This is a genomic window from Methanopyrus sp. KOL6 (assembly GCF_002201915.1).
GTDB lineage: Archaea > JAADCQ01 > Methanopyri > Methanopyrales > Methanopyraceae > Methanopyrus.
In genome coordinates, this window is record NZ_CP019470.1 from 975,466 (window position 1) to 991,096 (window position 15,631).

9 protein-coding genes are annotated in these 15,631 nt (G+C 58.4%); 3 read left to right on the forward strand and 6 right to left on the reverse strand.

Features of this window, described 5'->3' with window-relative positions; all coding sequences use genetic code 11:
• Positions 1-16: 16 nt before the first annotated feature.
• Entirely contained in the window at positions 17-1,294 is a 1,278-nt protein-coding gene (gene glmU, locus BW919_RS05455) for a bifunctional sugar-1-phosphate nucleotidylyltransferase/acetyltransferase (protein WP_088336025.1), read from the reverse strand.
• Positions 1,291-2,649 (reverse strand): phosphoglucosamine mutase, encoded by a 1,359-nt coding sequence (glmM, locus tag BW919_RS05460; RefSeq protein WP_088336026.1) that lies wholly within the window; start codon positions 2,647-2,649, stop codon positions 1,291-1,293. Before glmM ends, glmU begins: the two co-directional genes overlap by 4 nt.
• Before the next feature lie 12 nt (positions 2,650-2,661).
• On the opposite strand from glmM, the gene BW919_RS05465 reads away from it, so the two are divergent.
• Positions 2,662-3,465 carry a TRM11 family methyltransferase gene (locus tag BW919_RS05465; RefSeq protein WP_088336027.1) on the forward strand — a complete coding sequence of 268 codons (804 nt, stop codon included), beginning with the start codon at positions 2,662-2,664 and terminating at the stop codon, positions 3,463-3,465.
• A gap of 280 nt (positions 3,466-3,745) precedes the next feature.
• On the opposite strand, the gene BW919_RS05470 is transcribed toward BW919_RS05465, so the two are convergent.
• From BW919_RS05470 to cofG, 3 genes are read right to left on the reverse strand one after another with little or no spacing between them, the layout of a single operon-like run.
• Positions 3,746-5,143 carry a radical SAM/SPASM domain-containing protein gene (locus BW919_RS05470; RefSeq protein WP_088336028.1) on the reverse strand — a complete coding sequence of 466 codons (1,398 nt, stop codon included), beginning with the start codon at positions 5,141-5,143 and terminating at the stop codon, positions 3,746-3,748.
• 58 nt (positions 5,144-5,201) lie between these two features.
• A complete protein-coding gene (gene cofH, locus BW919_RS05475; RefSeq protein ID WP_232452859.1) occupies positions 5,202-6,350 on the reverse strand; it encodes a 5-amino-6-(D-ribitylamino)uracil--L-tyrosine 4-hydroxyphenyl transferase CofH in 1,149 nt (382 codons plus the stop codon).
• On the reverse strand, positions 6,292-7,365 hold the full coding sequence (gene cofG, locus BW919_RS05480) for a 7,8-didemethyl-8-hydroxy-5-deazariboflavin synthase CofG (RefSeq protein WP_232452860.1): 1,074 nt from the start codon (positions 7,363-7,365) through the stop codon (positions 6,292-6,294). Before cofG ends, cofH begins: the two co-directional genes overlap by 59 nt.
• A 115-nt stretch (positions 7,366-7,480) precedes the next feature.
• On the opposite strand from cofG, the gene ileS reads away from it, so the two are divergent.
• The gene (ileS, locus tag BW919_RS05485) at positions 7,481-10,708 is read left to right on the forward strand and encodes an isoleucine--tRNA ligase (protein ID WP_088336029.1); all 3,228 of its coding nucleotides are present in this window, start codon (positions 7,481-7,483) and stop codon (positions 10,706-10,708) included.
• Between the two features lie 5 nt (positions 10,709-10,713).
• Complete coding sequence (alaS, locus tag BW919_RS05490; protein WP_088336030.1) at positions 10,714-13,494, forward strand: alanine--tRNA ligase; 2,781 nt, start codon at positions 10,714-10,716, stop codon at positions 13,492-13,494.
• Positions 13,495-13,801: 307 nt separating this feature from the next.
• Here alaS and nrdD read toward each other — a convergent pair whose 3' ends face one another.
• Entirely contained in the window at positions 13,802-15,577 is a 1,776-nt protein-coding gene (gene nrdD / locus BW919_RS05495; RefSeq protein WP_157666088.1) for an anaerobic ribonucleoside-triphosphate reductase, read from the reverse strand.
• Positions 15,578-15,631 lie beyond the last annotated feature (54 nt).

A 15,631-nucleotide genomic window follows, 5' to 3' on the forward strand; every position in this document is an offset into this window, starting at 1 on the left:
GTAGCGCGGGACGTCGTCATCCGCGCCCCTTCCAATCGACTAGGATCTGGTCACCTTGAACTAACATCTTGCCCTCTGGAACGTTTTTACGAACGATGGTGGAAGGCGCGGTGGCTGAGTACGGGCCTAATTTCCGTCCCGGCAGTATAGAGGTGTTGATTCCTGTTTTGACTCCGTCCCCCAGTACGGCTCCGAACTTCCTCCTACCTGTATCCTCAAGCTCGCCTTTGACTATCACCTTCACGCTGCGCCCGTCGTGTCTGAGGTTGGCGATGATGGTACCGGCTCCCAGGTTGCACTTGGCCCCGATAACGCTGTCCCCCACGTAGGAGAGGTGGCTGACGTTCGTTCCCTCCATGATTATGGAGTTTTTGATTTCGACGGCTTGACCGATGCGAACGTCCCGGACCAGCGTCGTCGCCGGTCGGAGGTAGCAGTTAGGTCCGATCTCGCACCCCGGGCCTATGTATGCTGGCCCTTCGACTACGACTCCCGACCTGAGGATCGCGCCTTCGGCTACCCACACTGGTCCTCTCAGCTCCACGTTCTCCTCGATGATCCCTTCGACCTCGGGACGCCACATCGCGTTCCGAAGTGCCCAAGCGTTGGCGTCGAGTAGGTCCCACGGTCGACCCACGTCGGACCAGAATCCGTCGTACGAAACCCCTCGAACACCTTTTTCGGTGGCGGCATCGAGCAGCGCATCGGTGATTTCGAACTCGCCCCGTGGTGAGGGCGTGACCCGCTCCAAGAACCTCTCGAACTCCGGTTCCGCCACGTACACTCCCGCGTTCGCCAGGTTGGAAGGAGCCTCCTCGGGCTTTGGCTTTTCCACGAGCTCCACCACGTAACCGTCTTGCAGTCTCGCAACCCCGAACTCCGACGGGTCCTCGACCTCCACCAGCACCATCGAGGCGACGCCTTCGTGCTCGCGTACGGCGCGCTCGAGCAACTCCGGATCGAACACCAAGTCTCCGTTCGTGATCACCACGGTCTCGTCGGGTTCAATCTCCCGCCACGCGACGTACACAGCGTGGGCTGTTCCCATTGGCTTACCCTGACGGACGAACTCCAGATCGAAGGAATCGCCCCAACGATTCTTGACGTATCGTTTCACCTTATCGGCCAGGTATTCCACGACTACTACTAGATGCTCCACTCCGATGCGCTCCATGGCTTCGATGGAGAAGTCGATAAGACGGCGATCGGCCACCGGCAGGAGGACCTTCGGCCGTGTCTTCGTCAGCGGTCGCATCCGAGTACCTTCACCTGCCGCGAGTACGATGCCGATCATTCCCTCACCTCCTCGACACACCTGCGGACGAGATCGACGAACTCATCCCCGAGCTCTCGGGCGCGCTCTTTGGACTCCGCCTCCACCGTTATCCGTACGAGCGGTTCGGTGCCGGATGGTCTAATGAGCACCCAACCATCGTCCAGTTCGACCCGAACGCCGTCTACGGTGTCGATGTCGTCGTAAGCCTCCCGGAGGCGCGTCTCCACAAGCCTCATCACTTTGGGCTTGAGCTCGTCTGGACATTCGACGGTTTCGCGCACGACCGGGTAGCTCGGGATCTCGGCCAACAGTTCCGAGAGAGGTCGCTCCTCCTCGATCAGCAGACTCACCATCCACGCCGCGGAGAGCGGACCGTCGGGACACATGTGTACGTTAGGGTGTATCCAAGTCCCGTTCGGTTCCCCTCCGAAGATACATCCTTCCTCTCGTATCGCGGCGGCTACGTGAACGTCTCCTACCTTGGTTCTCACCACCTCACCGCCCATCTCTCGGACTACCTCGTCGATGACCATCGAAGCATCGACGTTCACCGCGACCTTTCCTGGACCCTTCTCCTCGAGGATTCGCCGGCACGCCAACGCCAGCACTTCGTCGTACCCGGCGAACTTACCTTCCTCGGTAACGAAAACCACACGGTCGGCATCCCCATCGTGGGCGATCCCCAGATCAGCATCTGTCGCTCGCACGGTTCGCATGAGGTCCTTCAGGTTCTCGGGCTTCGGCTCCGGTTCCCGGCCCGGGAAGTGTCCATCAGGATGCGCGTTTAGGGAGATAACCTCACACCCCATCTCACGGAGTACCACTGGAGTGATGAACGCGGAGGGACCGTTGGCACAGTCTACCACGATGCGCAACCCGTCTCCGTCGACGGAGACCTCATCCAGTATCCTCTCCACGTGTACGTTCAACGCCGTCTCGTCGTCGACCACCTCACCGTACTCGTCCCAATTCGGGTATTCTAGATCGCCGTCCATGATCTGCTCTATTTCACGCTCTTGTTCGGGCGAGAATGCCATTCCGTCGGAGTTCCAGAACTTTATTCCGTTGTACTCGGGAGGATTGTGGGAAGCTGTGATCATCACACCAGCGTCGAGACCTTCAGTCGCAACGTAACACCCCAGAGTCGGCGTGCACACTAACCCGATGTCCACAACATCGCATCCTTGGGCGGTCAGTCCTGAGATCACGGCTGCACGAAGTGTATCGCAGTGCACTCGGGTGTCACGACCTACGGCGACAGTGCCGTCACCCAAGTACTCGCCGAGAGCGCGCCCAGCTCGAAGTGCGAGCTCCGGAGTTAGGAATTCTCCTATTCTACTTCGGATGCCGGACGTACCGAAGTACTTACCCACGGGGGGACCCCCTTGTTCGCGTTCCTACTCGCCGCGGATAACGTCGATTTAGCGCTATCGGAACTGAAAGGGGCGCTCAATGCGGAAGTTGGATCCTACAGGATCAAACGTGAGGGTAGAGTGGCTCTAGTTGATGGAATTTCGAGGAGAGATGCCGAGTGCGTGGTACGTCGTCTCGCCAGAACCCACGCGGTTTACGAAATTGGCCACGGCCCTTCGAAACTGAAGATAGGGGGAGAGGAAGTCCCTGCCGATATGATAGCACGTCGTGAGAAGCTTTCCCACCGTAAGCCACATAAAAGGCCTGAATTTATGCCCGACTCTACCGAACCGTTCTTAGCCCGTACCTTGGTGAACTTGGCTGAAGGACGCCGTGGTGAGCGCTTTTTGGACCCCATGTGCAATGTTGGAGGGATCCTAATAGAAGCTGGACTTATCGGGTGCATACCGGTGGGTGTGGATGTCAGAGCTAACCTGGTGGAGAGAGCGGAACGGAACTTGGAGCATTATGGCATCACCGAGTACGAGCTCCACGTTGGACGGGCTGAAAACGTAGACGATATCCTCAATGAGGGTGTGCAGGCGGCTGCCGTAGATCCTCCCTACGGTCGGGGATCGTACGTAGAAGGTGGGCCTGTAGACAAGTTAGTACTTGAGACACTGGAGGCGCTCTTCGAGGTCGTGGAAGGTAAGGTGGCTTTATCAGTTCCGAAAAAGGTTTGGAGAGAAATTTCCGGAAGCCTTCACGTCGAGACGGTAGTCAAAGATCGGGTCCATCGCAGCTTGACTCGAGTAATCGCCGTAATTACCGGATGATGACCGTAGACCGTTCTGAGTAAATGATGAGTTTTCGGGGAGCTGAATGTGGTAGTTCGGCGATCGGTTCGATTCTAACACGTCAGTGCGCACCGTCGGTTTAGTTTCTAGGATACGCCTAAACTCGTCGTGCAGCTTTCCTCGATCAAACCTATCGATCACGCGATAATGAAGGTGCCTCGACACAACACTGGACTATTTTTAACTCAAGCTCGCACGCCCGAATTCGATCTAATATCGCGAATTCATTATAATAAACGGCTGGTAAGCGGTACATGTCTCAGCTTCGCCTCTGGGCGAGTTGGCATCCGGGATCCGAGTCATTTATGCTACCCTCGTACGCGTAGGCTCTGGCCCTACATCCCCCGCAGACGTACCGGTACTCACATTCCCCACAAGGACCGTGGAGATCGTCGCGGTTTCGACATTTCCACAATATGTCGTCATTCCAGAGTTCTTCCCTGTCATCCCTTAGTATGTTGCCGATTTTGACGGGTAAGAACACACACGGTTGGACGTCTCCATTCGGCCGAATAGCTAATAGACATCGGCCCGCTCCGCATCCACCCAAGAACTCCACCAGGGAGGAGAATCCACCACTCCCGCCATAAAAATGCGTTCCGTACACAACCTCGGATGTACCTTCCTCGGACATTTGCAGACTGACCCGGGCCATCTGAGGTGCTGTGGAGTAAATCATGATGTCCCTCTCCGTGGCCTCTTGGATTAGGGTCTTGAGGACACGTTCCCTGTCCTCCGGGCTGAGATCAAGATCCGGGCGGAATCTACCATGGCCTGTGGGGATGAAGTTGAACACCGCGACACCGTCGGCACCCAACTCTTCGGCTAGGTCCAGCATTTCAGGCAGCTCGTCCACGTTGTTGCGATGCACTGTGAACGCTATGACTGTGATTACGTCGGTTTCAGCGCAATTTTTGACGCCTTCCAGGGCCCTTTCCCATGCTCCTTTGACACCACGGAAACGGTCATGTGTACCCGGATTGGCGCCGTCGACGCTGATTTCTACGTACTCAACACCTGCAGCCTCCAGCCGCTCCGCTACCTCTCGATCGATGAGCGTCCCGTTCGTGGCCAGCGCGGTGAACATCCCCTCGTCAGCCGAGGCTTCGGCGAGCTCGAAGAAGTCGCCACGCATCAGCGGTTCTCCACCGGAGAAAGCCAATGCTGGAACATTCCACTCAGAGAGCCTCTCTATGACCTCCAGCGCGCGTTCGGTGTCGAGTTCTCCTGGTGCCGGTTCGCCAGCGCTCGAGTAGCAGTGTTTACACTTGAGGTTACATAGTCCAGTTACATCCCACACTACTAGGTATGGGGCGGCTGGAACGAACGGCTTTCGAACGCCGTATTCGTGAATTCCAAGCAGGGTAACGGCGATACCTCGCCGGTACGGATCCTGCGCGAGACACTCGCGTAACGTCTCCCGATTCACGCCTAAGGCTTTAGCACATCCTTCGACCGCTGTTTTCACCAATTTGGCTAGCATACGGCACTTTCGGCAAGCGTCCTCGCGTCCTCCGTAGGCGACATCCAGCGCTACCTTGACACGTAAGTTCTCGCACGAGTCACACCACTTGGTACCAAGTTTCAGTAGTTTCTTCCCTGGTGCGGTCTTTAGGAACCCGTTCAAGAACTCGACGAACGCCTCGATTCGCGCCATTGTCCGTGACCCACCGTTTGTGACAGTGAGAGTGAGATGTGGAGAGGGAAGCGATACTTCAATACACCTTCACGGGCTCGTAAAGGGTTGTGCGCTGCACTGGAGTGAAGCCGGCCTCCCGAATTATTTCCACGATCTCCTCTGGCTCTAAGCTCTCCGTTTCCTTAGCCCCCGCCTCACGGGAGATGTTCTCTTCCATGAGAGTACCACCTAGATCGTTCGCCCCGGCGTGTAGCGTCATCTGAGCCAACTTTACCCCGAGTTTTACCCAAGAAGCCTGTATGTTCGGGATCAACGGTCCGAAGTACAATCGGGCCACTGCGTGCACGAGTACGTCCGTCATGCCAGATACTCCGGGTCGCGCCCCTCCCCGTCGGTAAATCGGTGCGTTCGAATGTACGAAAGAGAGCGGCACGAACTCCGTGAAACCCCCAGTGTCCTCTTGGATTCTTCGGAGCCGCTTCATGTGGTCGATCCAGTCCCTAGGTGAATCGATGTGACCGTACATCATGGTACAGGTAGTGGGAATACCAAGCTCGTGTGCGGTCCTGATGATGTGTTCCCACTCGTCGGCTTCCAACTTATCAGGACATAGCCGCTTCCTTACCTCCGAAGAGAATATCTCCGCGGCCGTTCCGGGCATCGAATCGAGACCGGCTCGCTTAAGCTCCCGCAGTACGTCTTCGATGTCCTCTCCAGCCAGCTTGGCGCAGTACTTCACTTCCATCGGTGAGTAACCGTGCACGTGGATATCCTGGGCTTGCGATTTGATCTCGTCCAACATTTCCAAATAGTACTCAAACGTCGCCTCGGGATGCAGCCCGCCCTGAAGACACACTTCCGTAGCTCCAGCGTCACGGGCTTCCGCTGCCCGCTCACCCACCTCTTCCGGAGTCATACGGTAAGCATCTGGGTCGTCCGGATCCCTCCGGAACGCACAGAATCGGCACCTGTTAATGCATACGTTGGTGAAGTTGATGTTCCTGTTCACCACGAACGTGACATGCTCACCGGCGATCTTAAGTCGGGCCTCGTGTGCAGCCCGCATCACCTTGTATGAGTCCAGCTTGCCCTGCAAGATGTCCAACGCAGTTCCCTCGTCGATGCCACCAGCTACGGCAGTGTTCACTAGCTCGTCGACGCTGACTTCATCGGGCGAACCCCTCATCATCCGAGAAACGCTCGATGACTTCTGAAATGTTGGCATGGTACCAGCCCCGACGAACGTACTCCGGATATATCGGGAGCCGCTCCCTTAACCTGAGATCGACACCTTCAGTCAGTCTTTTCAGCTCCTCGATCTCGGGCCATGGGGCTTCAGGGTTCACGTAATCCTTTGTCACTGGGGAAACTCCTCCCCAGTCGTTCGCGCCCGCCAACAGCGCGAGCTGACCAGTCTCAGGGTTCAGATTCGGGGGTACCTGAACCGGGACGTCTGGCAGCGTCAGTCGCGCCGTTGCGACAGTCCGTAGTAAGTCAGCGGGTGTAGGTTCTGGGTGATCCTCCATCTGTATTCCAGGTTTCGTCCTGAAGTTCTGAACTATTACCTCCTGAACGTGACCGTACCGCTTGTGCATCTTCCGGATCTCCTCCAAAGTCTTCACGCGTTCCTCCCACGTCTCGCCGATGCCGATCAGTATCCCGGTGGTGAAAGGCACTTTCAACTCTCCGGCGTATTTAAGCACCTTCAGACGCTCCTCGGGGTGCTTTCCGGGGGAGTGCTCGTGAGGACCGCCTTCTTCACACAACCGGTCCGATAGTATCTCCATCATGAGTCCCATACTAGCGTTCCAACGACGCAGCTTCCGCATCTCCCTCTTCGTGATCACGCCGGGATTGCTGTGCGGCAGCATATTGTACTCCTCTACGCATCTACGGCAGAGATCGACGAGGTACTCGACTGTGCTTGAATACCCGTGCTCCTCCAACCATTCTAGGGCCTCGTCGTACCTCTCTTCAGGGCGCTCTCCGAAGGTGAAAAGCACCTCCTTACAGCCGGCTTCCTTACCCTTCTCCACGATTTCGAAGACCTCTTTCGGGGATAGATACGGCGATTTCACGTCCTCCGGTTCCCGACGGAAGGTGCAGTAAGAGCACCGATTCCGACATAACCGGGTGAGCGGCACGAACACGTTCTTCGAGTAGGAGACCACCGTGCCGAACCTCTCCCTGGTCAACCGGTTCGCCCGGTCCATGAGCTTGAGGAGATCGTAGCCCTTCAAACGTCCGCCCCGGTCGGTCCTGGTCACCCCGCGGAGTTTAATCCTGAGCGCATCGGGACAGACGTAATCAAGGGGTACGCGGCGGGATCCTCGGAGGTCGCGGGGGCTGAAGGAGATGGTCGAAGCTCTCAGTGAGGAACTGGAGCGTGAAATTCAGCGGAGATGGGAAGAGATGGACCTACTCTCGAAGGTCATGGAGAAGAACCGCGACGGACCTCTCTTTTACTTCCTAGACGGTCCACCTTACGCTAGCGGCTCGATCCATCTCGGTACAGCTTGGAACAAGATCATCAAGGATGCCGTGAACCGGTATAAGCTGATGTGCGGATACCGGGTCCGACTGCAGCCCGGTTGGGACTGTCACGGTCTCCCGATCGAGGTGAAGGTCGAGCAGGAAGTCCTTTCGGACGAAGTCGAGTGCAAGAAAGACATCGAGGAGAAAGTCGGTGTCGACAAGTTTGTGGAAAAGTGCAAGGAATTCGCCCTGAAGCACGTTGAGATCATGACGGAACAGTTCAAGCGTCTGGGGGTCCTGATGGACTGGGACAACCCATACATGACCCTGGACAACGAGTATATCGAAGGTGCATGGTACACGCTCAAGCGCGCCCACGAGCGCGGTCTCCTCACCCGGGACGTGAGGATCGTTAACTGGTGCCCGCGGTGTGAAACCGCCCTGGCGGATCACGAGGTAGAGTACAAAGAGGTCGAGGATACTTCAATCTTCGTGATCTTCCCAATCGAGGACGACTCCGACGCCGAGGTCGACCTACCCGAGAAAGCCGCCCTACTGATCTGGACGACGACTCCGTGGACTTTACCTGCGAACCTAGCCGTCGCCGTACATCCGCAGGAAGAGTACGTCCTCGCGCGTGCCGAGGTGGACGGCGAGGAGTGGCACCTGATCGTCGCTGACAAGCTCAAGGTCGTGCTGTCCGTCGTGACTGACTCGTACGAGATCGTGGACTCGTTCCCGGGAGAGGAGCTTGAGGGTCTCCGGTACCGTCCGCCGCTGTGGGAGGAGGTACCCAAGCTGCGAGAGCTGCACGAGGAGGACGACCGTGTCCACCGCGTGTACACAGCCGAGTGGGTCACGATGGATGAGGGTACGGGATGTGTCCACGTGGCGCCCGGTCACGGTGAGGAGGACTTCGAGCTTGGCCGCGAGGTCGGCTTGTCTCCGCACTGTCCGGTTGCCGAGGACGGGACGTTCACTGAGGACGGCGGTGAGTACGAGGGACTCTACGTGCGCGACGCCAACGAGAAAATCGTCGAGAATCTACGTGAGAAGGGACTCCTCGCGCATGAGGACACCGTAGAACATCGATACGGTCACTGTTGGCGGTGTAAGACCCCAATCATCTACCGAGCCACCGAGCAGTGGTTCCTCAAAGTCACTGAGGTGAAGGACGAGATGCTTAAGTGGATAGATCAGGTGGAATGGATCCCGGAGTGGGCTGGTCAATCTAGGTTTAAGAGATGGGTCGAGAACGCCCGGGACTGGTGTATCTCACGTCAGCGGTACTGGGGTATCCCGCTTCCGGTCTGGGAGTGCGGAGAGTGTGGTCATCTTGAAGTGATCGGCTCGCTGAGCGAGCTCGAAGCGAAGGCAGTCACTCTCCCACCCGGTGAACCTGACCTGCACAGACCCTGGGTCGACGAGGTGGTCCTGAAGTGTCCGGAGTGCGGCTCCTACATGAGGCGCGTGCCGGACGTGCTCGACGTTTGGGTGGACTCGGGAGTCGCCGCGTGGGCCTCGCTCGGGTACCCACGTCGCGAGGACGAGTTCGAGAGGTGGTTCCTCAAGGAGGGACGCTGTGACCCCGACGACCCGGAGGCGGGCGCGGACTTCATCACCGAAGGTCACGACCAGACCCGCGGGTGGTTCTACTCGCAACTCGGTTGTGGTATCATCACTTTCGATACGTGTCCGTACAGGACCGTGCTCATGCACGGATTCACACTCGACGAGGAAGGGCGGAAGATGAGTAAGTCCCTAGGTAACGTCGTCGACCCGATGGATATCGTCGAGAAGTACTGCGCCGATACTCTACGCTGGTACGTCTTGCGCTCCAACGCACCCTGGCGGGATATGCACTTCAGCTGGCAGGACGTGCGTGACACCCACCGGGCGCTCAACGTCTTGTGGAACGCGTACCGGTTCGCGAAGATGTACTCGGAACTGGACGAATTCGACCCCGAGGAGCACCCACTGGAGGGTATGGAGGAACACCTCAAGCCCGAGGATCGGTGGCTGCTCTCCCGGATCAACTCGCTGGTGGAGGAAGTCACCGACGCGTTCGAGCGGTACCACGTCCACGAGGCGGCCCGTGCGCTGTACCGCTTCGTCACGGAAGACCTCAGCAGGTGGTACATCCGGCTGGTCAGGGAGCGCGTGTGGCTAGAGGGCGATGATCCCGAGAAACTCTCGGTCTACGCGGTGCTTCACTACACGTTCGATCGGTTGGTTAGGCTTCTGGCGCCTATCGTGCCACACATCGCCGAGCAGATATATTTGGACTACGTCCGTACGGACGACGATCCCGAGAGCGTTCACCTCACGGACTGGCCCGGAGTAGATGACCGATGGGTCGATGAGAGGCTGGAAAAGGCCATGGAGCTCGTACGGAGGGCTGCGGAGGCAGCCCTTTCGGTCCGGCAGCGTGCTGGGGTCAAGACGCGCTGGCCACTACGTCGCCTGTTTGTAGAAGTCGAGGACCCGAAGCGGCTAGAGGATCTCAAGGACGTGCTGGCTCGCGTAGCGAACGTCAAGGAGATCGAACTCGTGGAGGAGTTCCCGGAGAAGGTACCCGTGGCCGAGCCAAAGCCCGATAAGATCGGTCCCGAGTTCAGATCGCTGGCGGGCAGCGTGATCAAGCACGTTAAGGACCGTGCGGTGGAGGTAGCACAGTCGATCCTGAAAGAGGGAGAGTACAGGGTGGAACTAGACGGTGAAGAGGTCGTCCTGACGGAAGAGCACGTTAAGGTGACCGAGGACCTGCCCGAGGGCTGGGAGGCCGAGGAGTTCGAGGGCGGCCGGGTGTACGTCTTCGTCGAACTAGATGAGGAGTTGAAGTCCGAGGCCTGGGCCAGAGAGGTCGTTCGTCGCATCCAGGAGATGAGGAAGGAGTTGGACTTAGACCTGGAGGAGAGGATCAAGATATGGATAGAAACGGACGAGGAGATCGCAGAGGCCGTGAAAGAGCACTCGGAGTACGTGCGCGGTGAGACGCGAGCGGACAAGCTCCACGTGAACGAGGACTGGCCCGAAGAAGTCGATCTGGAGCGTGAGTGGGAAGTAGAGGGCAGGACGATCCGCATCGCCGTGGTCGTTTCGGGGTGAAGAGAATGAAGGTTGATCCCTCGGAGTTCGAGCTGGAGTTCTTCGAGGAGATCGGGTTCGAGCGCAAGCGTTGTCCCGAGTGCGGCGAGTACTTCTGGGGACCGCCGGAGGCCGAGGTGTGTAACGAAACTCCGTGCGTCGAGTATTCATTCATCGGTGACCCACCGGCGTCCGTGAAACTGGACGTGTGGGAAGCCGGAGAGGAGTTCCTCCGGTTTTTCGAACGGCACGACCACGAAGTCCTCGACCGCTACCCCGTCGCCGCCAGATGGCGGGATGACATCCACCTTACGATCGCCTCGATAGCCTGCTTCCAACCCTGGGTGACCTCGGGGGAAGTCCCTCCGCCCGCCAATCCCCTAGTGATCAACCAGCCCTGTATCCGGCTCAATGACATCGACAACGTGGGCAGGACTGGGCGGCACTTCACGCTCTTCCACATGGGAGGACATCACGCCTTCAACAACCACCCTCACGATCGGAAGGACGTCTACTGGAAGGAGGAAACCGTGCGCCTGTGCTACGAGTTTACCGTGGAGAAGCTCGGAATCCCAGATGAGAAGATCGCGTTCAAGGAGTCGTGGTGGGAGGGCGGCGGTAACGCGGGCCCGTGCTTCGAGGTGGTAGTCGACGGACTCGAACTCGCGACGCTTGTGTTCATGCAGTACGAACAGGTGGGAGGGAAGTACAGGGAACTACCTCAGAAGATCGTCGACACCGGGTACGGTATCGAGCGGTACGCGTGGATAACTACCGGCGAACCAACGGCGTACGACGCTGTCTTCGGGGACCTCGTGAACGCCACTGCTCACGACCTCGGTGTGGAGATCGACGGGGAGGCCCGTGAGATCCTCGGTGAGCTGGCCAGGGTCACGGGTCTGATGGACGTCGAGACTGAGTCCGACCTGCGGGTTTTGCGGGAGCGCGTGGCACGGAGACTGGACCTGGACGTAAACGAGTTGGTGCGGGTCGCCGAGCCGGTCGAGTTCTTGTACGGGATCCTGGACCACGCCAGATGTCTCACGTTCATGCTAGGTGACGGTGTCGTCCCGTCCAACGCCGGCGAGGGCTATCTGGCTCGGCTCGTGATCCGTAGGGTACTTCGCCTGCTGGACGGTCTGAACGCCGAGCGTGAGTACTTGCTGGAGGTCGTCGAGAGGGTCCTCGAAGACCTACGCGGTACGTACCCGGAGCTCGCGGAACGTGAGGAATACATCAGAGATGCCTTGGAATGTGAGATCGACCGCTACATCCGGGCGTTAAAACGCGGAAGGAGGGAGGTCAGGAAGCGCCTTGAGGAGAAGGGCAAACTGTCCTTCGAAGACTTAGCCGAGCTTTACGACTCCCACGGTATCCCACCTGAAGTGGCGCGCGAGATAGCCGAGGACGAGGGCGTCGAGATCGAAGTGCCGGATGACTTCTACTCACGTATAGCCGAGCGACACGAAGGTCCCGAAGAAGTCGAGGAAGGCCTCGAAGAGCTGGAGAGGATCGCAGTGGAGGAGGAACTACCGGAGACGGAGCTCGCCTTCTACGACGACGAGAAGCGATTCGAGTTCAAGGCAGAGGTGATCGGCACCTTCGAAGTGAACGGCGACACTTGGGTCGTCTTGGACCGCACGTACTTCTATCCGGAGGGAGGTGGTCAGGAGACAGACTGCGGTACGATGCGCTGGAAGGATGGAGAAGCCGAAGTTAGGGAGGTCCAGAAGGTACGTGGAGTGGTCTTCCACCGTATCGACGGGGACGTACCGCCCGAAGGTGCCGAAGTCGAGTGCGAGGTGGATAGCGAGCGCAGGATGCGCCTAACCAGGAACCACACGGCGACCCACGTGATCCTCGAGGCCGCCCGACGCGTCCTCGGCGACCACGTCTGGCAGGCCGGTGCCCACAAGTCCATTGACGAGGCACGTCTCGACATAACCCACCACAGGCGGATTTCCGACGAGGAGCTTCGGGAGATCGAGCGTCTCGCCAACGAGATCGTGATGAAGAACCTACCCGTCAACAAGCGGTTCATGGACCGGAACGAGGCGGAGCGGCGGTACGGGTTCGAGCTGTACCAGGGTGGTGTGGTTCCGGGACGCGAGATCCGGGTTGTGGAAATCGAAGGCTGGAACGTACAGGCATGTGCGGGTACGCACTGCGACAACACCGGTGAGATCGGTCCGATAAAGATCGTGGGTCGAGAACGTATCCAAGACGGCGTGGAGAGGATCAAGTTCGCCGCCGGCGAGGCGGCCCTGAAACGCATTTGGGAGACCGAAGACCTGTTGCGCGAGACGTGCGAGGTACTCCGGGTGAATCCGGAGAACCTTCCCAAGACCGTGAAGAGGTTTTTCGAGGAGTGGAAGGAACAGAGGAAGCGGATTGGGCGCTTGGAGAGGGAGTTGGTGGAAGCGAAATTACGTGCAGCGCCGGCGGAGGGTCGTCGTGTCGGCGATCTTAAGGTCACTCTCGTGAAGCTGGAGGACGTTGAGGTCGGTTCCGTGGCCGGTACAGTCGAAGATCTCGTCGAGGAGCATGAGGATCTGGTCTTGGTGGCTAAAATAGTATCCAACGGATCCTGTCAGGTCGTCGTGGGTTCGGGCGAATCAGCGCCGCCGGCTGGTGAGATAATCCGTGAAATAGGGAAATTAGTCGAAGGCGGCGGCGGTGGGGACGAGCGACTGGCTCAGGGCGGTGGGCGGAACCCCGACGGGTTAACCGAAGATCGGCTGGTGGAGATCGTTGAAGATCTCGCCGGGGGGATGAAGAACACCCCCGGCACCGAGGACGGCCGGTGAGGAGGGTGGTCCTTACGCCCTGACCCCCACCGTTCCGCTCTCGGTCTGCTCCTCGCCCCGCTCCCTATTTGTGCGAGTTGGTTCGACCGGCGGCCGGCACGGAGACTGTATAGGACGACTATTTACTATCTCTTTCTATCTCTTTAGATTGCGGCCCTCGTTCACATGCGGCTTCCGGGTGGGAAGCGTTTCCTCCCAAACAATAGTATATAATAGTACAAGATTCGCCGGGTCCGATCCTCTGGAAGGCTTCAAGAGCTACGAAATTTTCAGTCGCACAAATGCCGGTGTGTGAGAAGGAGGCCAGTCAGAGCTCGTGACGCAGGCGCTCCTTATGCTCCTGCTTTTTGCCGTCCACGAACGAGTCCACTGGCGCCAGGTATCCGGTAACCCTTGACCATATCGTGCACTTACGGCCGCACTCTGGACACTGTTCGACCACTCCCTCGTAGGTACGCTGGCACCGGTCGCACACGCTGTAATCCCTGGTGATCGCGAGGAATCCTATCGTGTTCCGACGGAGCACGCGCACGGTCAGCTTCATGAGGCTCTTCGGGTCCGTCCGCTCCCCGAGCCAGAAGTGGGTGATGTGGCCTCCTAAGGTCATGGGATGGAACCTCGCCTCGATCTCGGCCCGCTCGACGACGTTTACATCCTCGTCGTACGGCACATGACACGAATTCGTGAGGTAGGGACGGCGCTCTGTACCACGTACCCTCGCGTCCGGGTACTTCTCCAGATACTTCCTGGCAAGGCGTTCGGCGGCCGATTCGGCAGGTGACTGTACGACAGACCACCTGCGTCCATCCCGCTCGTGAAACTCCTCTCGCACGTCGTTCAGCTCCTCCAGCACCCGCTCGGCCAGACGCATCGCAGAGTGATCTTCCCAGAAGCCGTACCCCGTGAGAACCTCGATCGCTTCGGCCAGCCCGACGAACCCGAGGCTCCACGTCGTGTGCTCGTACCGGAAGTAGTACTCCCCATCAGGCTTCCAACGCTGACATCCGTCGTACAGTCCTGCCTCCAGGCACTTCTTGACGCATCTCCACCGCGCCAGGAGGGCCTCTCTAGCTATCTCGCAGTAGTCGCTGATTTTCTCCAGGAACTCGTCCTCATCGCGTGATTCATGGGCTACGAGTGGTAAGTTCAGAGTGACGTACTCGAAGTTACCGGTGCGGATGGTGTCGATCTTCCAGTCTCCGGTCCAGTTGGTGGCGAGACACGTCCTGCATCCCATGTAGTTCACGTTCTCACCCACGAGCTTTCGCCAGTCCCTATTGAGCATGTTGGCGAAGTACACGGCCCCATTCTCGGCCGCGACCTCGAAGGCGAGCTCTAGTGTCTCCCTATCGTAGCCTGGTCGGACCTTCACGATTATCTGCGGGAACTTAAGCGGAGCTCCCGCAGCGTCGCCCTCCAGCTGCACGTCCAGGAGGGCTCTAGCGAACATAATGGCTTCTTCCTCGAAGTCGCCGTAAGTACCCACGATCTTCCCACCAGGACCGACGGCGGGCTCGTCCTCTAAGAAGTCCGGACACGAGAGTTCCAGGTTCACGTTCGTGAAGGCGGGCTGTCCTCCTCGGGCCACTAAGTCCTGGGTGGCTTCGAACATCATGATCTGGGCGAGTTGTCGTACTTCTTCGTAGGATAATCCCTCTTCAGCGATGTAAGGGGCTACTAGGAAGTTAACGAAATCCTGTCCCTGACCGCCTGCAAAGAAGTTCTGAGAAGTCATCAGCCATTTCAGGATGTGGAGTACTGCAACCTCCGAGTGCTTAGCGGGCTTACTCACGCAAGTCAGCCTGCCGATCGGGTTCTGGGCGTATAAACCGTACTTCAATACCCATCGGCAGTCGTGCTGACAGCAGTTCGATCTGGTTAGCGCGTAGTCAAGGTCGTGGATGTGGATGTACCCTTCCAAGTGCGCCTGAGCCGTCTTACTATCCAGCACGTGCTTAAGGAAGTGGCGTTTTTGCCACTTATCCTGGAAGATCTTCGAGACGACTTCCGGAGTCGGTAGTATGTTGGCGTTACGAGTGACTCTGAGTGGTTCCTCAAGGACTTCCTCTGGAATCCCAGTCAACCCCTCCCCCCGTAACGGCCTTGGAAACCTCCTGTAAGCCCCCTTCGCCCACGA